The 22,891-nt window shown below is 38.1% G+C and carries 17 protein-coding genes; 9 read left to right on the forward strand and 8 right to left on the reverse strand.

Features of this window, described 5'->3' with window-relative positions; all coding sequences use genetic code 11:
• Positions 1-108: 108 nt before the first annotated feature.
• From BUA97_RS10375 to BUA97_RS10395, 5 genes are all read right to left on the reverse strand, one after another.
• On the reverse strand, positions 109-1,293 hold the full coding sequence (locus BUA97_RS10375; protein ID WP_072997763.1) for an aspartate aminotransferase family protein: 1,185 nt from the start codon (positions 1,291-1,293) through the stop codon (positions 109-111).
• Positions 1,294-1,466: 173 nt separating this feature from the next.
• A complete protein-coding gene (locus BUA97_RS10380; protein ID WP_072997764.1) occupies positions 1,467-3,212 on the reverse strand; it encodes an OstA-like protein in 1,746 nt (581 codons plus the stop codon).
• Positions 3,212-3,691: a Fur family transcriptional regulator gene (locus BUA97_RS10385; protein WP_072997765.1), complete on the reverse strand. Its 480-nt coding sequence runs from the start codon at positions 3,689-3,691 to the stop codon at positions 3,212-3,214. Before BUA97_RS10385 ends, BUA97_RS10380 begins: the two co-directional genes overlap by 1 nt.
• 27 nt (positions 3,692-3,718) lie before the next feature.
• Entirely contained in the window at positions 3,719-5,698 is a 1,980-nt protein-coding gene (locus tag BUA97_RS10390) for a KUP/HAK/KT family potassium transporter (protein ID WP_072997766.1), read from the reverse strand.
• Positions 5,699-5,862: 164 nt separating this feature from the next.
• A complete protein-coding gene (locus BUA97_RS10395; RefSeq protein WP_072998589.1) occupies positions 5,863-6,189 on the reverse strand; it encodes a hypothetical protein in 327 nt (108 codons plus the stop codon).
• A 41-nt stretch (positions 6,190-6,230) separates the two neighbouring features.
• On the opposite strand from BUA97_RS10395, the gene BUA97_RS17150 reads away from it, so the two are divergent.
• Together BUA97_RS17150 and BUA97_RS10400 are read left to right on the forward strand one after the other, a co-directional pair.
• Positions 6,231-6,407, forward strand: a complete 177-nt coding sequence (locus BUA97_RS17150) for a DUF5522 domain-containing protein (RefSeq protein ID WP_175546195.1) — start codon at positions 6,231-6,233, stop codon at positions 6,405-6,407.
• Between the two features lie 15 nt (positions 6,408-6,422).
• Positions 6,423-6,956 carry a DUF4136 domain-containing protein gene (locus BUA97_RS10400; RefSeq protein WP_072997767.1) on the forward strand — a complete coding sequence of 178 codons (534 nt, stop codon included), beginning with the start codon at positions 6,423-6,425 and terminating at the stop codon, positions 6,954-6,956.
• A gap of 70 nt (positions 6,957-7,026) precedes the next feature.
• On the opposite strand, the gene BUA97_RS10405 is transcribed toward BUA97_RS10400, so the two are convergent.
• The 3 genes from BUA97_RS10405 to BUA97_RS10415 all read right to left on the reverse strand — a co-directional run bounded on the left by BUA97_RS10405 (position 7,027) and on the right by BUA97_RS10415 (position 10,853).
• Positions 7,027-7,866, reverse strand: coding sequence for a restriction endonuclease (locus BUA97_RS10405; protein WP_072997768.1), 840 nt, complete (start codon positions 7,864-7,866; stop codon positions 7,027-7,029).
• 205 nt (positions 7,867-8,071) lie between these two features.
• A complete protein-coding gene (locus BUA97_RS10410) occupies positions 8,072-9,349 on the reverse strand; it encodes a sensor histidine kinase (RefSeq protein WP_072997769.1) in 1,278 nt (425 codons plus the stop codon).
• A 160-nt stretch (positions 9,350-9,509) separates the two neighbouring features.
• The gene (locus BUA97_RS10415; RefSeq protein ID WP_072997770.1) at positions 9,510-10,853 is read right to left on the reverse strand and encodes a sigma-54-dependent transcriptional regulator; all 1,344 of its coding nucleotides are present in this window, start codon (positions 10,851-10,853) and stop codon (positions 9,510-9,512) included.
• Positions 10,854-11,119: 266 nt separating this feature from the next.
• Here BUA97_RS10415 and BUA97_RS10420 point away from each other — a divergent pair, with 266 nt between their 5' ends.
• The 7 genes from BUA97_RS10420 (at position 11,120) to BUA97_RS10450 (ending at position 22,859) form a co-directional block, all read left to right on the forward strand.
• Positions 11,120-12,361 (forward strand): efflux RND transporter periplasmic adaptor subunit, encoded by a 1,242-nt coding sequence (locus tag BUA97_RS10420; RefSeq protein WP_072997771.1) that lies wholly within the window; start codon positions 11,120-11,122, stop codon positions 12,359-12,361.
• An 18-nt stretch (positions 12,362-12,379) separates the two neighbouring features.
• Positions 12,380-13,150, forward strand: a complete 771-nt coding sequence (locus BUA97_RS10425; protein ID WP_084081308.1) for a GIN domain-containing protein — start codon at positions 12,380-12,382, stop codon at positions 13,148-13,150.
• A 35-nt stretch (positions 13,151-13,185) separates the two neighbouring features.
• The gene (locus tag BUA97_RS10430; protein WP_072997773.1) at positions 13,186-13,908 is read left to right on the forward strand and encodes an ABC transporter ATP-binding protein; all 723 of its coding nucleotides are present in this window, start codon (positions 13,186-13,188) and stop codon (positions 13,906-13,908) included.
• 91 nt (positions 13,909-13,999) lie between these two features.
• Positions 14,000-16,414, forward strand: a complete 2,415-nt coding sequence (locus tag BUA97_RS10435; RefSeq protein WP_072997774.1) for an ABC transporter permease — start codon at positions 14,000-14,002, stop codon at positions 16,412-16,414.
• A gap of 286 nt (positions 16,415-16,700) precedes the next feature.
• Positions 16,701-19,118, forward strand: a complete 2,418-nt coding sequence (locus tag BUA97_RS10440; protein WP_072997775.1) for an ABC transporter permease — start codon at positions 16,701-16,703, stop codon at positions 19,116-19,118.
• A gap of 78 nt (positions 19,119-19,196) precedes the next feature.
• Positions 19,197-20,483 carry a TolC family protein gene (locus tag BUA97_RS10445; protein WP_072997776.1) on the forward strand — a complete coding sequence of 429 codons (1,287 nt, stop codon included), beginning with the start codon at positions 19,197-19,199 and terminating at the stop codon, positions 20,481-20,483.
• Positions 20,484-20,759: 276 nt separating this feature from the next.
• A complete protein-coding gene (locus tag BUA97_RS10450; RefSeq protein WP_072997777.1) occupies positions 20,760-22,859 on the forward strand; it encodes a type IA DNA topoisomerase in 2,100 nt (699 codons plus the stop codon).
• Positions 22,860-22,891: the final 32 nt, after the last annotated feature.

The following is a 22,891-nucleotide window of genomic DNA, read 5'->3' on the forward strand; positions in this document are numbered from 1 at the left end:
TATTCAGAATGAACTAAACTAAGGTAAAGCAAATTTTAGATTCTTTTATAAGCTTTGTGAAGTTTAAAAACACTCTATTTGTAAAAATCTTTTGCTATATATTCAAAATTATTCCAACTCATTCAAAGCTTCCAGAATAATCGCACAACCTTTTCGTATTTCGTCTTCGGAGATTGTCAAAGGCGGCGAGATTCTCATATATTCGTTCCTGTAGAGTTGCCAGAAAACGATCAGTCCTTTTTCCATACATCTCAATGCGATTTTCAAAGTATATTCCGGCGAACTAAGATTCACAGCCAGCATCAGTCCTTTTCCGTTCACATTTTTGATTTTCGGATGAACGAGCAATTCCCGGAACAATTTTTCTTTTTTGTCGGTTTCGTTCATCAGTCCGCTTTCCAAAACTTCTTTCAAAGTGGCGTGAGATGCTGCTGCAATCAAAGGGTTTCCTCCAAAAGTCGTGATATGTCCCAGCTTCGGCGAATGTGAAAGGCTTGTCATAATTTCTTTCGAACTCATAAAAGCACCCACCGGAACACCGCCGCCCATTCCTTTTCCCATTACCAAAATGTCAGGAACAATGCCGAAATGTTCAAAGGCGAACAATTTTCCGGTTCTTCCAAACCCTGGCTGGATCTCATCAAGAATCAATAATGCACCAACTTCTTCGCACCGTTTTTTCAGGTTGATGAAATAATTGTCTTTCGGAGTTATGAATCCCGCCGCTCCCTGAATGGTTTCTACAATCACGCAAGCGGTTTTCTCAGTAATTCTATCAAAATCATTCTCATTATTAAATTCTATGAAATTCACCATCGGCAACAGCGGACGAAACTCTCTTTTATGGAATTCATTCCCCGCAACAGAAAGCGCACCGTGCGTATTCCCGTGATAAGCATCTTTAAAAGCGATGATTTCTTCTCTTCCTGTATAACGTTTGGCTAGTTTCAAACTTCCGTCAATTGCTTCTGCTCCAGAGTTAACGAGATAAGTCACTTCCAATGGTTCGGGTGTGGCTTCTGCCAGAAGCCTGCAAAGTTCGACAGGTTTTTCCTGCGCATATTCTCCATAAACCATCACGTGAAGGTATTTGTCCGCCTGTTCCTTGATAGCGTTAACCACTTTTGGATGTGAGTGTCCAAGCGTGTTGGCAGAAACGCCTGCTACAAAATCCAGATAAGCTCGTCCGTCTTTTCCATAGATGTAGCTTCCTTCTGCTTTTTCCACTTCGAAACCTGCGGCATAAGGCGTGGTCTGTGCCTGATATTGATAGAAATTCTTTTTTAAGTCCATTGTAAATAAAAACTTCTGCAAAGTTCGTGATTTTTTAAATTTTTTCGTGATTCAGATAACAAAGTTTCAATCTTGGCGAAGCGCGCCCCGACTTGAACGAAGCTCTTTTTCTTTTTTAGAAAAAAAAGAAAAAAGCGGGAGTGGAAGGCGGATAAAGGCGCCCTAATAAAAATTTACTTTTTAACCCGAACTGGTGTTTTAGGCTTATTTTTTTCCTCGATTTTTTTGCGTTCGGTTTCAGCCCGTTCAAAAAGAGAATTATCCGATTCATAGACAATTTCGGGATAATTGGGTGTGTCCAGGAAAATGTCGCTCCATTTCTGAAGGCGGTCTTTGGTGTTCCAGTTAAAATCCTTGAAAAACCTTTCCTGTTTAGAAATTTTGCTCATCGGATAAGTATCCGTATTCGCCCCTATATTACAGTCCACCTGTTCCAGTTTCCGCTCTATAAAATGAGCCACAATTTCGCCGCAAGTGGAAAGGGCGACACCAATTCTGGTGACTTCTTTAGTCTTCTCATTGGTATCATCTGCGTAAGTGATGGCCTGTGCATTGCCAACAGCTTTTGAAACATCAATTGCATTATCCTTCAGATAAACAATCATATTCTTGCTTTTGATCTGGTTGAATTCATCTTTCATATTCAGAGAATCGGCTTTGCTGATGGCGAAGGCATTGCCCATAACTCTTATAGAATCTGTAATTTCTTTTTCAGGATTGCTATAGACTCGGATCTCGTCACCAGTCACCTGTTTTGCGCCCATCCATAGGATTGGTTTACGAATCATATGCATCTCGCCATCTGTTTCATTGAAACTAAGCGAGTCCGAACGTCCCTGCATATTGGATTTAAAAATCCGTACTTTCCGGAATGCCCTTAGAAAACTTTTCTTTTTGAGCGAGTTGGCAGAATCTTGCCTCTGGAAAGTCAGAAATTTATCTGCCGACATATAAAGTGAATCCTTTGCGAAAATTTTCACAAAATAAGGTTTATCGGTAATCATAGCAGAGTCTTTCTTTTCATAGATCTCGCCATAACCGCCTTTTATAAAACGTTTCTCTCTCGGATCCTCCAGCATTACATTTCCAGTTCCTTTACCGAAACCAGTATTTCTGTTGAAGTAAAGTTTGTCACCTGTCAGGATTTTGCCATTGTTATGTATTCTGGAGTTTTTGTTGAGAAAAGATTCACCAGTTTTGGAGTTATAAGAACCTTGTTCTGTATAAACGTAATTGATTGGATTTTTTTTGTCTCTAATAGTCGTAGGACCAAAGAAATCGGAAACACCTGTGTTTTGATTTTGTTTGATGTTATCGCTGACAATGGTGTATTTATCTGTTTCGATGTTCGAACGTCCCACAAAATCTATCATTTTTGAGTTAAGATTATAGGTCGCTGTTTTGGTGTACATCACACTTCCATCGTTACTGTAAATAGTTCCTCCAGTATTGAAATATGCGGTGTTAGGAATTTTATCGTAGTAAAGCGTTTCTGTTTTTATGGTCTGCTTTGGATCTGTAAGCACTACATTTTTTCTGGCGATTCCACGTTGTGTATTACCATCGTATTCCATTTCTGCAGCGGTGATCCTGTTTCCGTCCGCAGTTGTAAGGACTACGTTCCCGATGGCCTTCAGGAAATTTTCTTTCTGGTAAAAAACCACTTCATCCGCTGTGAGAACAGAACCCTGATGTTCAAACTGAACGTTTCCGGAGAAAACCATATTGCCGTCATATTTATCAGGACTAACGCCTGCTGTGTCGGAATGGATATGCTTTACTTTTTTAGAGGGTTCGGTCTGAGGATTCTGATTGTTGAAAAACGGGTCTTTTGCCAAGCCTGGATTTTGGGTTGGTGTGACCTGCGAAAACAGTCTGACAAAGATCAGAAGCAGAATAACAAAAAAAGATTTCTTCATTAATTTTCAGACTTCTTGTGTCCGTAGAAGTATAACGAATGCGTATCAATACTTACACCAAATGCTTTTTCTATAGATTCTTTGATGCCCTGGATTCTCGGATCGCAGAACTCTATGATCTCTTCGATTTCTTTATCAGAATCAGGTTTATAAATTACCAAATGGTCGTGCTGCTTATCAAAATATGATTTTTCATAAGAAGAAGTGCTAAGCGTTTTTTCTCCGAATTGGTGCTTTCTGATCAAGCCTGCGTCCAGGAAAATCTCGATGGTATTATAGATTGTAGCTTTACTGACGTGGTATTTTTTCTGCATCATCAGCAGATAGAGATCGTCCACATTGAAGTGGTGTTCCATATTGTAAATCTCCTCCAGAATCGTATATCTTTCCGGTGTGTTACGGAAACCCTTGTCCTGCAGATATTGTCTCAGAACGTCTTTTATAGTTGCGATATTCAACTCTTTTTGTTTCGTATCCATAATACAAAAATAGACAATTTTTCGGGATTAGTCGTAATGCTTGGTTTCGACTTTCTCTATCCTTTCAATTTTAATTTTCTGGTCGAGAAGCGGCGCCGATTCTACCACAACATTATGACTTGCAACACCATAAGCTGTAAAGTCATTACTTCCGAGCTTTTTCACGAAGTTATAAATATTAAGAATAATCTTGTCGCGGATGGTCAATAAAAAGTCGTTGATATAAACATTGTCAATAATAACAAACTTCAAATCAGGCGGAATGTTATGAGCTCTCAATGAAGGATGCGAACTTCTTGGCGGAATTATCCCTTCTTCCATCATCTCCGCCAGAATCTGCTGGAAGTAATCATTGATCCTCCTGTCTCTTTTGAAACCAAGCAGAAAGCTTATTTTATAGATGGTTCCGGGCAGGATCTCTTCCACATGATATTTAAAAGTATAGGGATCTTCCTGGTTAACAATATTCAGGATGAAATAATGATCCGCTCTCTTAGGCTGTGCCCTGATAATGGAATAAATGATTTTCGATTCTACCTCATCATCTCTTTTTGCACGGCTGAAGAAAGCCAAATTTGTAGCATATTTCGGAATTGTTTCGTCAAGTTTCATATCTTTAATCGTCGATATGTATTTCTCAAGTTTTACAAACTTAATGAAGGTTGTTTTGATAATCCGTCCGTTATACCATGCATACATGCAGATCCCGATAAAACCGGCTAACAGCACGGACATCCAGCCGCCATCAAAAAATTTGATAATATTGGCACTGAAGAATCCGCCTTCGATTAAAATATAGAGCAGAGCAAAGAGTCCGATCCATACTTTGTTCGTTCTGGTTTTAAGGAACCAAAAAACCAACAGAATCGTGGTCATCAGCATCGTAACCGTTATGGACAGGCCGTATGCCGCTTCCATTCTTCCGGATTCTTTGAAATAAACGACTACAACAAAACATAGAAGCAAAATTCCCCAATTGATTTTCGGGATATACATCTGGCCTTTGATTCCAGATGGATATTCGATTTCCTGATTAGGCCAGAAGTTGAGAGACATTGCTTCGGAGAACATTGTAAAAGCGCCCGTAATTACTGCCTGGCTCGCAATAATTGCAGCTGCTGTTGCAATGACTACTCCAGGAATGATGAACCATTCCGGCATAATTCCGAAAAATGGATTCTTGCCACGGAACACTTCGTGATAATTACTCAACAACCAGGCACCTTGTCCCAGATAATTGAGAATCAACATTACTTTAACGAAAATCCAACTGATGCGAATGTTCTTGATACCGCAATGTCCCAAGTCGGAATAAAGAGCTTCAGCGCCTGTGGTACAAAGAAAAACTGCGCCGAGAATGACAATCGCACTCGGCGAATTGTATATCAGTTTTACAGCATAATATGGATTGAATGCTTTAAGAATCGTTGGATGTTCTACAAGATGAACCAGCCCAAAACCACCTAAAACCAGAAACCAAAGTACCATTACAGGTCCGAAGAATTTGCCGATAAAACTGGTTCCGAATTGCTGAACAACAAAAATAATAACCAGAATTGCTAATGTTATGGGGACAACCGGCGGTTTATGAACTACGAGTTCAAGCCCTTCAATAGCGGACATTACTGTCAGTGACGGCGTTATGATGCTGTCTGCAACCAAAGCAGCAGCCCCGATTATTGCGATGATATACAGCCATTTTTTCTTAAATCTTTTAACAAGAGAATAGAGAGACAGGATTCCACCTTCGCCCTTGTTATCGGCTCGAAGAGCGATAATGACATATTTGACGGTGGTTTGTAAAGTCAGGGTCCAGATAATACAGGAAAGAGCTCCCTCAATATATTCTTCTGAGATGATTCCACCTGATTTTCCAGCATTGATGATGGCTTTCATCACGTACAAAGGAGAAGTACCGATGTCTCCGAAAACAATTCCCAGTGAAACCAGAACGCCAACCCAGGAAAGTTTTTTGAGGTCAAAATGACCACTAATATCTTGCGACATAATAAATTATTGTGAAAAATAATTTTGCAAATTTAGATTATTTTATAATCTGAAAATTTTTTTTAGTGAAAATGTAATGCCAGTGAGTGAAATATTTTAGTTTTATTAGATAATGCATTGGTTTTTAAAAGTTTGTGAATTAAAAACTATTGCGTTGTATAAGCTTACAAATATCTTACAAAGCTCCAGATTTTTCTTTTGCTAAGATAGTCCGTATTTTGTTCGTTGGCATAAGCTTCTCTTTCGAAACTGATATTGCGGTATGCGAGATTCGGATTTTTATATTTCAGATATCGGATATAATATTCTGACAGATACCAGATATAAAATATAATGATAAGCAGCTCCATCTGCTGGCGAATATGAATCCGCTCATGGTTGATTAATATTTTGTTCTTTCTGTCAGATTTTCTTCTCAGCAGGATAAACGGGAATAGTGTTATCCCCGAAATTTTAGTATTTTTGAGTAATCTTTGACCATTAATAATTATCATCAATCAAAGATAAAAATTTTGGTACAGTTTTTTAACTTATGAAATTAAATGATATCAAAGAAAATGAAGACTTTTATTATAACGAGCAAGGTTATAAGGTTTTTACAGAAAAATTCCATTTGAAACGTGGTTATTGCTGTAAAAGCGGTTGCAAACACTGCCCGTACGGTTATGATAAAAAAACGGATACTTTTATAAAGAAAGCTAAAAATTAACAAAAAATCTATATTATGAAAAAATATATATTCATCCTACTGGCAGCAGTTTCACTCGGAGTTACTTCTTGTAGCCCTTTCCAGGTAAAATCCGATTATTCTGCTACAGCCAATTTTGCCAATTACAAAACATATCTGCTAAGAACAGATGATCTAAAACTGAATGATCTGGACAAAGACAGAGTTCTGAACGAATTGTCGAAGCAATTACAGTCGAAAGCGCTGACATCTGCCCAAAATCCTGATTTGATCGTGAATGTAAAAGCATCTCATAAAAAAGTTCAGGATGTAACTACTTCTTACAATGCGGGTTTTGGCTGGGGAAGACCTTGGGGCTGGGGCGGTGGCTTTGGAATGGGAAATACCTGGACCAATAATTACAACAGCGGAACGATTGTGATTGACATCATTGATTCGAAAACTCAAAAATTGGTTTGGCAAGGTGCAGGAAGCGGAATTTCTGTAGATTCGCCAAAATCTAAACAAAAACAAATCCCGCAGGTTGTGGCCGAGATAATGGCTAATTATCCGCCGCAGAAAGGGAAATAGTTTTAGACTTTCTGATAATAGACTGATAGAATATAGACAAGTTAAACCGCAGAAAATTCTGCGGTTTTTTTTATTCCGATATTTTGGAGTTCATCAGTTCTCCAGCTTCTTTCAGAACTTCTGATTTCTTTTCTTGATTAAGTTCTAAAATATTCAATAGATTCTGATTATTGAATAATTCCTTTACCAAAACACATTTTTCTTCCAATAATTTTTGTTTTTCTTTTTCATTTAAAGTCGTGAGGCAAGTGATGGGATAAAGTGCATTTTGATCTACCAAACTTTTGATATTCTTATCTTTCGGATAATCCCAGGATAATAATCTCAATCCATAATATTCCGAAAAAGCTACAGAATCCTTTGTGAAATAAGTATTCGTAATGAGCCAGCCGTCGGTGAATTCGGTTTTGGTTCCGAAAAGGTTGTATTGAATATTAGAAATATCTTTGATTCTAGATAGAATGTACATCGGCGTGGTGACGGAGATTTTCGTGTCTTCCGCATTTCGGAATTTGCATTCTACCCAATAAGTTTTATCGTCTTTTTTGGCGATAACGTCCGCTTCGTGTGTCACGGCGTGACCTTTTATCAATTGTCCCGTTTCAGTTTTGTAGCCGATGTTCTGGAACACTCGCGAAATCCATTGCTCAAAATAAAATCCCGCAGGTCCCAATTCCAGCAAAGCTTTTTTCAAACTGTATCTTGCCGCAACGGAATTAGAGATTTTCTTTAATTCCTCAAAAGCCATTCGGTACAATTCGCCGGTGCTGATGCCTTCGAAACATTTTGGCAAGACTGTTTCCAAAACCCTTTTCACGGAATGTTTATCTGCTCCTGAATTCCGAAGTGAGTTTTCCAGTTTCGAAATTTCGAATTCTACCGTTTCGCCAGAATTGTTTTTGATTTTCATAATTGTGTCAATTTTTTATCGCAAAGGCGCTTGTTTTTTTATTTTAATGATTAATAAAAGTCGCAAAGTTTCCAATGGTAAATTTTATCTAAGATGAAATCTCTGCGACTGCTAAACTCTGAATCTAATAAATTTTGTGCCTTTGCGATAAAATATTTTTCGAATTGAAAGTCTTTTTTCTTTGCTCTTTATTCTTGTGCATTCTTTATTCCAAAAACCAAATTTCAAATCGGCTTCCTTGTTCCAACGGTTTATAATTTAGATAACCTTTATGAGCTTCAATAATACTTTTGCTGAGTGTCAATCCAATTCCGGAACCATTGCTTCTCGTCGTGAAAAACGGAAGAAAAATCTTATCCTGAATTTCTTTCGAGATTCCGATTCCGTTATCTTCTACGCTTAAAATGATTCGTTTATTCTGCGTTTTGATTTCTGTTTTAATCGTTCTTTCAACATTATCAGAAACAGCGTAAATTGCGTTGAGATAAAGATTAATCAGACATCTTTCAATCATTTTTTGGTCAGCCAAAATGGTTTGATTTTCTAATGAATTAATCAGTTTAATCTCATTTTTTTCAAATTCCGGCTTCAGGAAATTAAGAGCGGATTCTACGATATTCGTTAACGAAATATCTTTAAAAACCGGTTTCGGAAGTTCGGCAACCTGTCGGTAATCATCCACAAAATTCAGTAATTGCTTCGATTTCGAATTGATAATCATCAGACTTTCCTTCATATCCTGCTGATCTTCTTTATCGATAGTTTCCTGATTGGCAATGTATTCCAGATTCTGGATCAAGCTATTTACGGGCGTTAAAGTATTCAGTAGCTCGTGGGAAATTACTTTCATCAGGTTGTTCCACGCTAGTTTTTCTTTTTGTTCGATGATTTTCTGAACGGATTCCAGACTGATGATACAAAACCTGTTTTTCACATTCTGAACTTTCTTTGTCCTTAATGAAAACGATTGTCTCGTGTTTGCATTAATCGAAATATCAAAGAATTCCTGTGAGTTTTCGTAATGGGTTTGTTCGATGATTTTATAGAAATCAGGCGCTTTATTTTCATACAGATTCCAGGAGTTGTACTTAGGGATTTCCAGGATTTCCAGGAAAACAGGATTCACATAAAACACTTCCCATTCGTTGTTATTCCTCGACAAAATCATCAATCCAATTTCCAGCTGATTCAGAATTTCTTCATACAAAAGCTTGTATGATGATAGCGAAAGATGTTCTTCTTTGCTTTGGTAATAGAGTTTTACGGCATTATCCATCAGACTGTTTTCCTCAGTTTTCGGGAACAATGAAAAATCTTTTTTCTGAATTGCCAAAAGCAGTTTTTCCGTCTTCTGAATGTAAGATAATGCCGAGGTCTGCGCCAAAAAAACACAAACCAAACTTACCAACGAAAACAAAATGCAATTGATCCATTTGTTCTGAGAATAAAAATCAAAAGCAAAAATCCCGCTGGCAATTGCCAAAAAGAATAAAAATAATCCAGAATATTTGTTGTTTGTTCATTTTTTTAAGTCGGAAGTCGGAAGTCCGATCACCGAAGATTTTAATATTTTCGTTTTATTTTAATCGTTTTCGAATTACAAACTTCCGACATCCGTCTTCAGACTTCGGACACCCAACTTCTCACAAGTCAAACTTCTCCATTCTTCTGTACAACGCCGCTCTCGACAATCCCAAATCTTCCGCCGCCAAAGAAATATTTCCTCGGTGTTTTTTCAATGCTTTTTTAATCAGGATTTCTTCCATTTCTTCGATGTTCAGATTCATAATTGTATTTTCTGATTCTTCGTTTTGAGGCATCAGCAATTTGAGGTTTTTCTGGTTGGAAAGAATCACGCTTCTTTCGATGCAATGGTCGAGTTCGCGAATGTTTCCGGGCCAGGAGTAATGGGTTAATTCAGAAATTAAAGTTTCATTTAAAGTCAAATCAGGTTTGTGATATTTCTGTTTGTATTTTTCCAAAAAATAATCGGCTAAATTTGAAATATCTTCAATCCGTTCTCTCAGGCTTGGAATATTGAGTTCAACGGTGTTGATTCTGTAATACAAATCCTTGCGGAAACGGTTTTCTGCAAAGGCTTTTTTGAGATTTTCATTGGTTGCGAAAATGAATCTCACGTCCAGTTGCCGCTCTTTGCTTTCGCCAATTCTTGACAGTTTTCTGTTTTGAATTAAACTTAACAATTTAGTCTGAAGATGAAGCGGAAGATTCCCGATTTCATCAAGAAAAACAGTTCCGTTTTCGGCATTTTCGATTTTTCCGGCGTAATCCTGATGCGCATCGGTAAAGGCTCCTTTTTTATAACCAAATAATTCCGCTTCAAAAAGATTTTCCGAAAGACTTCCCAAATCGATATGAACAAAAGGCTGGTTTTTCCTTTCCGACAACTCGTGAATATGTTCTGCCAAAACATATTTTCCGGTTCCGTTTTCTCCCAAAAGCAAAACATTCGCATCAGTCGGCGCAACTCTCGTGATTTGATCCATCACATCTTTCATCGCAAAAGATTGGGTTTCCAATTGGTATTGATTGGTTTTGATGCTGATATTTTCCCACTGATTCAATTTTTTATTTTTTCGGGAAATATCGACAGCGAGATTGACGGAAGCATACAGTTTTTCGTTATTCCAGGGTTTTAGAATAAAATCGGAAGCACCGTTTTTCAAGGCTTCAACCGCCAATTCCACTTCACCATAAGCCGTCATCAGAATAATCGGAAGCTGAGGTTCCAGCGTTTTGATTTCCTGCATCCAATACAATCCGTCCTGTCCGTTTTCAAAACCTTTCCGGAAATTCATATCCAAAAGAACGGCATCCACTTGCTGTTCCGATAAAAATTTCAGAATATTTTTTGGCTGACTGAGACAACTTACTTCCGTGAAAAATTTCTTCAGCCATACTCTCGCCGAGAAGAGGATATCCTCGTCATCATCCACAATTAAAATATGAGCTTCTTTTTTTCGCATTTTTGAATTTAAAAAATTAAATGACTTATTCGAAGGCTTCGACTCCGCTCAGCCTGACATTTATTCATTAAAATAATAACAATTAATCATTTACAATTCATCATTTATAATTAATCTGTCCGTTTCCGCACAAAAAGTGTCCGATAATGAACAGTTTTAAAATTAATAAATTAATGTTTAATCACATTTACAAAGTGTTACAAGATTATAAATTTCTGGCACCTGCATTGTGTAATAGTCTGTAGATAAATATCTTATCGTCAATTATGGATACGAAAATAGTAAAAAAGAAATCTAAACTGAAATTAATATTAATCATCATTGCATCAGCTGTTGCAGTTTCAGTTTTTGGTTGGTATTTCTTAAACCAAAAAAAAACATATAATGTAAAATTGGAAGATATAACGGTTGATGAAGTAACCAATGGAAAATTCGAAGATATGTTAATGGTAACTGCGCAGACACAATCTCTTAATTCTTCTTTGGTAAATGTTCTGGAAGGTGGTGCGGTAAAAGAAATTTATGCGGAAGACGGACAAATGCTGACCAAAGGACAACCTATCGCAAGGGTTTATAATCCGAATACGGAATTTAATTACCTGAATCAGGAAACGGGAATTATGCAACAGATCAGCCAGATGAGAAGCTCACTTTTGGAACTGAAAAATCAGGAATTCAGTCAGGACAAGGAGTTGTTGCAGTCTCAAAATGATTATAATACAGCGTTGCAAAGCTTCAATCTTCAGAAAAGATTATACGATGCGGAAATCGGAAAGAAAACTGATTATGATATTGCTCTCCAAAATCTGAATTATCAGAAAGACAGAAAACAAATCGTTGAAAAAGGTGCTTCTAACGAGAAAATTTCGAGAAATGCTCAGCTTGCCGCGATTAATAATTCAATTAGTCAAATGGAAAAAAGTTTGAATATCCTTCGTTCCAACAAGAATAATTTCCTGATAATGTCGCCAGCTTCGGGAAGATTGTCGTCATTCAATATTTCGCTCGGACAAAATCTGACAAGCGGAGAAAGCATCGGGAAAATCGATTTGATGGGCGGTTACAAACTGGTTGCAAAAGTAGATGAATATTATATTAATAAATTAACGAACGGAATCAAAGGAACACTCGACAACAACGGTAAAGAGTATGAAGTTATCATCACAAAAATTCTTCCGGAAGTGAAAGACGGACAATTTTCTGTGGAACTGAATTTCATTGATGCTAAAATTGAAAATCTGAAAATCGGGATGACTTTCGGAGTGAAACTAAAACTTTCGGCAGACACGCAAAGTATGATGATTCCGAAAGGGAATTTCTATAAAGATACCAACGGGAAATGGATCTTCGTGGTGAAAGGTAACAAAGCTGAGAAACGAAACATCAGCCTTGGAAGAGAAAATCCTTTGTATTATGAAGTGGTTTCCGGATTGAAACAAGGAGAAACTGTAATTACTTCAGATTATTCTGAACTTAAAAAATATGAATTACTGGATATTCAAAAATAAAATTAAAAACTATATATAATGCAAAAACTATTATTACTATTAATAACAATGATCATCGGATTCTTTACTTCGGTAACCGTTATGAAGGGACAGGATTTTCGGAATAAAAAGGGTGTTCTGGAAACAAAAACCATAGTCTTGGAACATTTTGACAGGATAGATTCTGACATGGTTTTCGATGTTGAAGTGAAAAGATCCAATGAGGAAAAAGCCTTGATTACCAGCAATTATATGCGTTTCTTGGATATTAAAGTGAAAAATAATGTACTCCAGATTGGCTATAAAAGAAATCAGTCAATGGAAAATGTGGATACTAAAATCGTAATTTATGCGAAGGATGTAAAATCTGTCAGTGCAAGTGTTGGGTCGGTTGTAAAAATCAAAGATAACTTTAATATTGAGAAATTTTATACGGAAAGCGGTGGGAAAATCTTCGCCGATTCTGATGCTGTCCAGGTGTCTGTCTCTACCCAATCCGGGGGTTATTTTTCCGGAACTTTAAACACAGAAAACCTTTCGTTGAATGCACAATCCGGAAGTTTAATCGAAATAAAGGGGAAAATCGGAACAGCGAAGATTATTTCCGAAGGCGCATCAAAAATATTGGCTGGCAAAACAAATATTTCTATTGCAAACGTAACAGCAGAGTCGGCTTCATCCGTTAATATATCCGTTTCTAAGCAATTGACCGCTTCTGCAAGCAGTATGGCAAAAATCAGATATAAGACCTTGTCCGGAATCAAGTTTTCTGCAGCAAGAGATTCGGGCGGAACAATCGATTCCATTTAATGTAAAATAAACTATAAATTTTAAATAATTCTACAATGATAAATATTCAAAACCTTTCAAAAGTCTATAAAACAGAAGATGTTCAGACCAATGCGCTAAATAATGTAAGCTTAAATATAAAAGAAGGCGAATTTGTTGCGATAATGGGACCTTCCGGGTGCGGGAAATCCACTTTTCTTAATATTCTGGGGCTTTTGGACAGTGCTTCTTCCGGTTCTTATCAGTTTGAATCAACTGAAACCATCGGAACTTCCGAAAAGAAAAAATCAGATATCAGAAAGAAAAATATCGGGTTTATTTTCCAGAATTTTAATTTGATTGATGAGCTAACGGTATATGAAAACATTGAATTACCATTGATCTACAACGGTTTTTCTTCTTCCGAAAGAAAAAAGCGAGTGGAAGAAATTATGGAGAAAATCAACATCGCCCACAGGGCAAAACATTATCCACAGCAGCTTTCCGGAGGTCAACAGCAAAGAGCTGCGGTTGCAAGAGCATTGGTAACAAGACCAAAACTGATTTTGGCCGATGAGCCAACTGGAAATCTTGATAGCTCCAACGGAAACGAAGTAATGAATCTCCTGGCAGAACTTCACAGAGAAGGTTCGACCATTGTGATGGTAACGCACTCTTCCTATGATGCAGGTTACGCTTCCAGAATCGTGAATATGAAGGACGGCGAGATTTTTTCCGAAGAGCATTCTTCCCAAAGGAAAGATGTTTTCGAAAAAGCAGATTCTAAAAACTTTGAGTAAAAACTTTGTTGATAGTTGTCGGTTGCTAGTTGATGGAGATTCTCTAAACTAACAACCATCAGCTTTCAACCATCAACCAAAATCATCAATTATGCTAAACAACTGGCTCAAAATTGCCTTCATCAATTATAAAAAGAACTGGCTTTCTACCATCATTAATTTGTTTGGACTAACAATCGGTCTGACAGGATTTATGCTCATTCTGATGCATTGGAACGACGAAGAATCTTATGAAAAATGGAATCCGAAAAAAGATAATGTTTATTATTTTCAAGGGTATTATGCAACGGATAAATTTTACGGAGGCGCGATTTCTTATCCCTTTGCAGAGGCGGCCTTAAAACAAATTCCGGAAGTTCAGGACTATGTTCTTATGAATGGAACCGGGATGTCTTTCAAAATGGTCACAAAATATAAAACAACTTTTCAGAAAGATGGTTTTACAGTTTCCGACAATTTTTTCAATCTTTTTCCATTCAAATTAGTATCAGGAAGTTACAAAGATGCTCTTAAAAATGAAAATAGTATTGCTCTTTCTACCACCGCTGCCAAAAATCTTTTCGGGAAGACCAGTGTTTCCGGAGAGACGGTGAAGATAAAAAGTAAAAGTTTCGTGGTTACTGCTGTCTATGAGCTCCCGAAAGGCAATAGCCAGATGAAACCGGAATTTGTCATAAAGCCGGCCGAACAGCTGAAAAACGACAAGGAACAGTGGGGGAATTTCAATTATGGTGGTTTTTTCCTTCTGAAGAAAGATGCCAATCCAAGAGATTTTGAAAGAAAATTTAAGGATATTATTATGTTCCGTGCCAAAAGAGATGCTAAACCAGCGGGTATTACGCCGGAGAAGTACATCAGCTTGTATGGTCCTTCGGATTCGCTTCTGACGCCGATTGATAAGATGAAGCTTCACGCAGAAATGACCTGGTTTGGCAAACCGGATTTCAAAACTTTAATGATTCTGTTCACACTTTCTGTTTTGATTGTGATACTGTCTGCCATCAATTTTATCAATTTGAAAACAGCGCAGGCTTCTCAGCGTGCGAAAGAAATAGGCGTCAGAAAAGCCATTGGAAGTACAAAATCGGCATTGATTCTTCAGTTTTTATTAGAGACTTTTCTGATTTGTTTTGCATCGTATCTTTTGTCTTTGGCATTAACGGAGTTGCTTTTGCCAAGTTTCAACCAATTTTTTGATAAAGAAATGGTGATGAACGATTGGCATATTTACTTTTATTCATTTGCGATGGTATTGCTTGTTACGCTGATTTCGGGGTTGATTCCGGCCTCTTATCTGGCCAATTTCAAAGCTATCGAAACACTGAAAGGAAATTTTGCCAGAAGCAGACACGGCATCTGGCTGAGAAATGGGATTTTGACTTTGCAATTAATGATTTCGTCATTCTTTATTATCGGCGGACTCATTATCAACCAGCAGGTCAAATATATGATGAATAAAGATTTAGGCTTCAGTGGCAAACAGGTTTTTCAGATTAATTTTAATGATGACAATAACGGAAAACCCTGGCTGAAGTACGAAAGATTGAAAGCGGAAATGGCAAAAATTCCCGGTGTAGAAAGTATTTCGTTCTCAGAATCAGCTCCGGGAAGCGGCAACCAAAGCAGTTCGAATGTAGATTATATGACAACCAGTATCGGTGCGGGACACGGTGCTATGGATTATAACTACCTGCAGTTTATGGGAGTCAAACTGAAAAAAGGCCGCTGGCTGAATCCCAATCTGTCTTCCGACACAATCAATAATGTATTGGTTAACGAAGCTTTTGTAAGAAAATTTGGCTGGACAGACGACCAGGTAATGAAAAGAGAAATAAGGCCGGGATTTGACTATAGACCTTATCATATTGTAGGGATTGTAAAAGATTTTAATACGCAAGGTCTTAATAGTGAAGTAAATCCAGTGTTATATTTCCATTATAGAGCAACCGAATGGAAACGCTTTAATGTGGCTAATATTTTATTGAAATTAAAAGCAGATGATATAGACGGAACTGTAAAAAGATTGAAAACCTATTGGCAAAATAAGGTTGAGCCTGGCTATCCATTCAATTCTTATTTTATTGATAAGAGATTTGCCAAAACCTTTGAAACTTATCAGAAACAGCAGACCTTGTTCACCATTCTGAACGCAATGGTTTTGATGGTAGCCTTGTTAGGATTGTTCGCATTATCATCATTAATGATCGAACAGAAGCTGAAAGATGTGGCGATCAGAAAAACTTTAGGCGCATCAGACGGAACTTTAATTTTTGGTTTAACGAAGCAATTCCTTTGGATTACATTAATTGCAGTTTTAATAAGCATCCCGATCAGTTATTATCTGATGAACGAGTGGCTGAAGGATTTTGCTTACCGAATTGATATGCCGGTTTTTCCATTCATCCTGAGTTTGATTTTATTATTGATTTTGACATTCACTGTTGTCAGCATCAAAGCTTACCAGGCAACGAAAGTGAATCTTGTGAAATATCTGAAATACGAGTAGGCCTAAAAGTGCCTTAAACACAGCATAAAATGAGTTAGGTAGACTGTCAAAGGTCTTAAGTAGACTGTCAGGGGAGTAATGTAGGAAAACTGACGGGTAATGTAGACAAACGGACGAGTAATGTAGATTCTCAGACGAATAATGTAGACAAACGGACAAGTTAAGTAGACTGTCAGACGAGTAATGTGGACTGTTAGAATACTTAAGTAGACCATTACAGAACTCAAGTTGATAGTTACAGGTCTTGCTTTGGGAATCCATTTATAAAATTAATCAATCATCAATTATGTTAAAGAACTGGCTCAAAATTGCCTTCATCAATTATAAAAAGAACTGGCTTTCCACGATTATCAATATCTTGGGACTGAGTGTCGGGCTGTGTGTTTTCCTGTTGATCTACATCCATTGGCAGGATGAGAAGTCGTATGAAGACTGGATTCCCAACAAAGAGAATATCTATTTCGTGGAAAATGGCAACGCCTCTTTCGGGATCATGGCCAGTTCCAGCTATCCTGAAATCTTTGTCTCAAAGGAAAAATTCTCGGAGATAGAAGATGCTACGATTCTCAATGACTGGGGAAAGCAGAAACTCAGCTTTGGCGGGAATTCGGCTTATGTTTCCGGAACGGCTTCCGTAGATTCTTTTTTCAGGATGTTGCCTTTCGAAAAAGTCGCAGGAAATTTCCAGAATGCGATTTCGGACAATGGAAAAATCGCTTTGTCATTGGAAACAGCACGTTCGCTTTTTGGTGATGATTATCGTAATGCCATCGGAAAAACGCTGAAAAATGATTCGAATGAAAAGAATTATGTAGTCACTGCGGTCTATAAACTTCCGGAAAGCAATTCGGTTTTCAAGCCTGATTTTATTTACAGAAACCCTTATCTGGAGCAGTCGAAAGACCAATGGTCAAGCTACAGCTACAATGGTTTTTTCAGGGTGAAGCCAGGGACGGATATCAAAGCACTTGAACACAAACTGTCGAAACAGATGCAGGAGCAGGAGGAGATTTCTGCTAAAAAATGGGGCTATACTATTGATAAGAAAAATCCTGCAATGGTATATCTGACGCCCATCAGCAAGATGAAACTGGATGCCAAAAGCGACGGCATCAACAAAGGTGACAAAAAATCGATTATGATTCTGCTGGGATTGTCAGTTTTGATTTTAGCCTTGTCGGGCATCAATCTGATTAATCTTAAAACGGCACAGGCCTCTCAACGGGCTAAAGAAGTAGGGGTGAGAAAAGTGGCGGGCAGTTCCAAAGCGACATTGGTATTGCAATTTTTGCTGGAAACTTTTATGATCTGCCTGGCTGGCTACATCATCGCTTTTGCAATGATAGAATTATTACTGCCGGTCTACAATAAATTCCTAGGTAAAACCATTGCGCTGGACAATGCCGGCATTTTCCTTTATACGGGCTTGCTGCTGATTCTTTTTTCATTGATCTCGGGACTGATCCCGGCACTTTATCTGTCGAACTTCAGACCTATCAATACGCTGAAAGGGAATTTCGCAAGAAGCAAAAGCGGAGTTTTCCTTAGAAATTTTATTCTGACGTTGCAATTGGTTATTTCGTCATTTTTTATCATCTGCTCATTGATCATCCATAGCCAGGTGAGCTATATGATGAATAAGGATTTGGGTTTCAGAGGCGATCAGGCGATTCAGATCTATTTCAAGAAGGCCAATTGGGAAAATAGTTTCAATGTTAATAAATACAGAAGGCTGAAAGCGGAAATGGCAAGGATCCCAGGTGTGAAAGACATTACAGGTTCTGTTAATTCGATAGGAAATGGAACAGCCAATGCCTCAATTGTGAAATTATCAACCGATACGACTAAAACGGTTCAGACGATGTTAGGCGGGATTGATGAGAATTTTCTCAAGTTCTACAAAGTGAAATTTATTTCTGGAAGAGATCTGGACTGGAAAAAAGCGTCGGACACCATCAACGGTACCGTTGTGAATGAAACCTTTGCCGGCAAGCTGGGTTATAATCCTAAAACCGCTTTGGGAAAAGAATTCTTTACCGGCTGGGACGGCAAGAAAAAATATAAAATCCTGGGTGTGGTAAAAGATATTAACTACAGCGGTGTGAACCAGCCTGTGGAGCCCATTGTTTACTTTAATTATGACAGGAACTGGGTGAAAAACAATATGAGCAACCTGCAGATCAAAATGTCCGGGAACGATATCAACGGAACGTTGGAACGGATCAAAGAATTCTGGACCACTAAAGCAGAGCCCGGTTATCCCTATGATTTTGAATTTGTGGATCAACAATTCGCTAAAACATTTGATAAATTCCAGAAACAACAAACGCTTTTCACAACGCTTAATATTGTTGTCCTTGTTATCGCATTGTTAGGATTATTCGCATTGTCATCATTATTGATCGAACAAAAGCTGAAAGATGTAGCGATCAAAAAAACGTTAGGAGCGGATGAAAGAACGATTGTCTGGGATCTGACCAAGAGGTTTTTACTGATCTGTTTCATTGCGGTTTTAATCAGCATCCCGTTCGGCTATTATGCTATGAATGAATGGCTGAAGGATTTTTCTTACAGAATCGATATGCCTGTTTGGCCTTATGTTCTGAGTATGTTTTTATTGCTGATTCTGACCTTCGCTGTAGTGAGTTTGAAAGCCTATCGGGCAACCAAAATCAGTCTTGTTAAGTATCTGAAATACGAATAAAATTCCCCTCCCATGGAGGGGTGGCAAAAATTGAAAATTTTTGACGGGGTGGTTTAAACACAAAAACCAATTAAAACAATGAAAAAATTATTCTTCATATTATTAGTCAACCTGCTTCCGGCTCAGCAAAGCTGGACGCTTAAACAATGCCTGGATTATGCTGTTGCCAACCATCCGCTGGTGAGGCAATCGGCAGGCAGCATCCAGAAAAACGAACGACAGATCTCTGCGTCCAAAGGCATGCTGTTGCCATCCGTAGAGGCAGGAGTTAATCATAATTACACCTTCGGAAACGGAATCAATCCACAGAGTAACCAGCGTGAAACCATTAATACGCAGAGTGATAACATCTATGCACAAGCCAATTGGGAGCTTTTGAATTGGCGAAATTATCTGAATATTTCTTTGTCAAAAATCAATAAGGAAACATCCACGTTCCGAATGAAGCAGGCTCAGAACGAGGTTAAAATGAATGTCATCCAAATGTTCTTTACTTACCAGAACAGCAAAAGCTGGCTCGATGTTTTGCAGACACAGCTTTCAGGGATCGAAGATCAGATCAAACGCACGGAGAAAGAAGTGGAGATAGGAAACCGTCCGAAAAGTGATGTGTATGACATCAAAGCCAACCTCGGAACTATGCAGGAACAATGGGTTTCCGCAAAGAATTCCCGCGATCTTTCCAAGATTAATCTACTCAATGCCCTGGCGATTACAAAAGACACGCTGGATTTCACCATGACGGAAGAAAACCTGGCTGGCACCAATTTCAATGATGCGGATTTCATCCAGAATCTTCTGGAAAAAAACCCGGCTTACCAAAGCGTCCTGACCCAAATCAAAGCGCAGCAAAAAAATGTGAATATTGCAAGATCTGCCTATTTGCCAACTTTGAATGGCTTCTACACATGGTCCAGTTTTTATAACAAAATCATGGGACAGCCTGCCATTTCTTTCCCGGATCAGATCAAAACCAATAAAAACCAGCAGCTGGGTTTCGGATTGAACATTCCGATTTTCAACAGGCTGCAGGTTAAGAATAATGTTGAGATTGCTAAACTGAATGTGATCAATTCAAACTACGACAAAGATATTGTGATCAATGATCTCACGAAAAGCATCAACTCTATCAAAGCACAATTCCTGAATGCGCAGGAAAAATACAGGCTTCTGGAGCTTAATTTCGAAAATCAGAGACTCTCCTTCCAGAAATCTGAAGAAAAGTACAAAGAAGGACTGATGGACGCTTACACATTTTTCATTGTCCGGAACAACTGGCTTCAGGCAAATTATAACCTGATCAACAGCAAAAACGATGTCATCCAGCAAACAGAACTGCTAAAAGTTTTCGAAACGGGATTATAAATTTCTTATTATTATTTTCTTATGAATCCTTCCGAAGGCTCACACTTCGGAGGGATTTTTTATCTGGTGTCTTATTGACTGCATCTAATCGGTATTTTTAAAACAGCAATAGCCATAGAAACAATATTTGTAATAAAATTTGATGAGCAATGCGCCTTTCTAAACCTTATATTTTTACAATCCATTTAAAAAACGCCGTGAACTTTGTGTTCAAAACCTTTCGCTTTTTAAATTTAAAAATCGCATTTTTGCAAACCTTATTCTAAGTATAATCAGATGAAACTTTGTATTGCCGAAAAGCCCAGCGTTGCCCGTGATATAGCCAAAGTTTTGGGTGCTACAACGCCCAAAAGCGGTTATATGGAAGGTAACGGCTATTGCGTCACCTGGACTTTCGGTCATCTTTGTACGCTGAAAGAACCACACGATTACGCACCGCATTACAAATCGTGGGACCTGATTTTTTTACCAATCATTCCCAAACAATTTGGCATCAAACTGATTGATAATAATGGTGTCGAGAAACAATTTCAGACCATAGAAAAACTGGTTCAGGAATGCGATGAGGTCATCAATTGTGGTGATGCCGGTCAAGAGGGAGAAGTTATCCAGCGTTGGGTTTTGCAGAAAGCCAAATGCGACAAACCAATGAAACGTTTGTGGATTTCATCATTGACAGAAGATTCCATTAAAGAAGGTTTTCAAAACCTGAAACCTGCGGAAGATTACAAAAATCTATATCTCGCAGGAAATGCAAGAGCAATAGGTGACTGGCTTTTAGGAATTAATGCCACAAGATTATTCACAAAAAGATTTGGTGGAAACAAAGGTGTTTTGTCGATTGGAAGGGTTCAGACGCCAACTTTGGCAATGCTCGTACAACGTCAGAAAGAAATCGATGCTTTTTCTCAGGAAGAGTATTGGGAACTTAAAACCAAATACAGGGATGTGCTTTTCAGTGCGTCAATTGACCGATTGAAATCGTTGGAAAAAGCAGAACGAGGCCTGGAATATCTCAAACAGAATCAATTTGAGATTGTCTCTTTTGAAATTAAAGAAGGCAAAGAAAAAAGTCCGAGATTGTTCGATTTGACAGGACTTCAGGTAGAAGCGAATAAAAAATATGGTTATTCTGCAGAGAAAACTCTGAGTTATATCCAGAGTCTTTACGAGAAAAAACATACGACTTACCCAAGAGTTGATACAACTTATTTGTCCGAAAACCTCTATCCTAAAATTACCGGAATCTTAAGAAGTATGACCATTTATTCTGAGTTTACAACGCCGTTGCTGACTCAGCCGATTCCGAAAACAAAAGCAGTTTTTGATGACACAAAAGTGACTGACCACCACGCGATTATTCCGACAGAAATTCCGCCTTCATCCAATCTTAGCAGAGAAGAGAAGTTGATTTATGATTTGGTAGCAAGACGATTCATTGCTGTTTTTTATCCTGAATGTAAAATCTCAAATACCTTGGTAGAAGGTCAGGTGGGAACAATTCCTTTCAAAGCTTCGGGGAAACAGATTTTGGAACCGGGCTGGAGAATCATTTATGCTAAGGACAAAAAAGAGGAGAAGGACGAAAAAGATAAAGATGAGGAACAGACGATTCCAAACTTCGTGGTTGGCGAAAAAGGTGAGCACGAACCATTGATCCATCAGGGGAAAACCTCACCGCCAAAGCCTTACACAGAAGCCACTTTACTGCGTGCAATGGAAACCGCAGGAAGACAGGTAGAGGATGAAGAGCTGCGAGAGATGCTGAAAAATAATGGGATCGGAAGACCATCCACCCGAGCCAACATCATCGAAACGCTTTTCAAACGAAAATACATCGAACGGAAAAAGAAAAATCTGGTCGCTACCCAAACCGGCATCGAACTCATCGATACGATTGAAGATGAGGTTTTGAAAAGTCCTGAACTCACCGGAGAATGGGAATCGAAATTGCGAAAAATAGAGAAAGGGGAGTACGAAGCTAATCAGTTCAAAGAAGAACTGATAGAAATGGTGACGGATTTGACACAGAAAGTCATCAACGGAAAATCAAAAGTCATCGCTTTCCACGAAGAAAAAAAGGAAAAGCCGAAAGAAAAAACGCCCAGAGTCAAAACCGAAATCATCTGGGAAGAAACCCAATGTCCAAAGTGTAAAGCGAACAATCTGATGAGAGGAAAAACTGCGATTGGCTGTTCAGATTTCAAAGCTTGTGGCTTCAAAGTTGTGTTTGAAATATTTGGAAAAAAATTGTCAGAAAAGCAGCTTCACGATTTGATTCTTAAAAACAAAACTTCCAAACTAAAAGGATTTATTGGAAATCAGGAAGAAGGCGTTTTGATGATGAATGACGATTTTTCTATTGGTATAAAATAAAACCCTTCCAGATTTTTAATATCCAAAAGGGT

Source organism: Epilithonimonas mollis, assembly GCF_900142325.1.
GTDB classification, from domain to species: domain Bacteria; phylum Bacteroidota; class Bacteroidia; order Flavobacteriales; family Weeksellaceae; genus Epilithonimonas; species Epilithonimonas mollis.

Coding starts and splice junctions, on each gene's coding strand:
- BUA97_RS10390 (WP_072997766.1), bottom strand. CDS start 5,698: ATGTCGCAAGATATTAGTGGTCATTTTGACCTCAAAAAACTTTCCTGG.
- BUA97_RS10385 (WP_072997765.1), bottom strand. CDS start 3,691: ATGGATACGAAACAAAAAGAGTTGAATATCGCAACTATAAAAGACGTT.
- BUA97_RS10425 (WP_084081308.1), top strand. CDS start 12,380: ATGCAAAAACTATTATTACTATTAATAACAATGATCATCGGATTCTTT.
- BUA97_RS10430 (WP_072997773.1), top strand. CDS start 13,186: ATGATAAATATTCAAAACCTTTCAAAAGTCTATAAAACAGAAGATGTT.
- BUA97_RS10440 (WP_072997775.1), top strand. CDS start 16,701: ATGTTAAAGAACTGGCTCAAAATTGCCTTCATCAATTATAAAAAGAAC.
- BUA97_RS10400 (WP_072997767.1), top strand. CDS start 6,423: ATGAAAAAATATATATTCATCCTACTGGCAGCAGTTTCACTCGGAGTT.
- BUA97_RS17150 (WP_175546195.1), top strand. CDS start 6,231: ATGAAATTAAATGATATCAAAGAAAATGAAGACTTTTATTATAACGAG.
- BUA97_RS10420 (WP_072997771.1), top strand. CDS start 11,120: ATGGATACGAAAATAGTAAAAAAGAAATCTAAACTGAAATTAATATTA.
- BUA97_RS10450 (WP_072997777.1), top strand. CDS start 20,760: ATGAAACTTTGTATTGCCGAAAAGCCCAGCGTTGCCCGTGATATAGCC.
- BUA97_RS10435 (WP_072997774.1), top strand. CDS start 14,000: ATGCTAAACAACTGGCTCAAAATTGCCTTCATCAATTATAAAAAGAAC.
- BUA97_RS10415 (WP_072997770.1), bottom strand. CDS start 10,853: ATGCGAAAAAAAGAAGCTCATATTTTAATTGTGGATGATGACGAGGAT.
- BUA97_RS10405 (WP_072997768.1), bottom strand. CDS start 7,866: ATGAAAATCAAAAACAATTCTGGCGAAACGGTAGAATTCGAAATTTCG.
- BUA97_RS10380 (WP_072997764.1), bottom strand. CDS start 3,212: ATGAAGAAATCTTTTTTTGTTATTCTGCTTCTGATCTTTGTCAGACTG.
- BUA97_RS10375 (WP_072997763.1), bottom strand. CDS start 1,293: ATGGACTTAAAAAAGAATTTCTATCAATATCAGGCACAGACCACGCCT.
- BUA97_RS10445 (WP_072997776.1), top strand. CDS start 19,197: ATGAAAAAATTATTCTTCATATTATTAGTCAACCTGCTTCCGGCTCAG.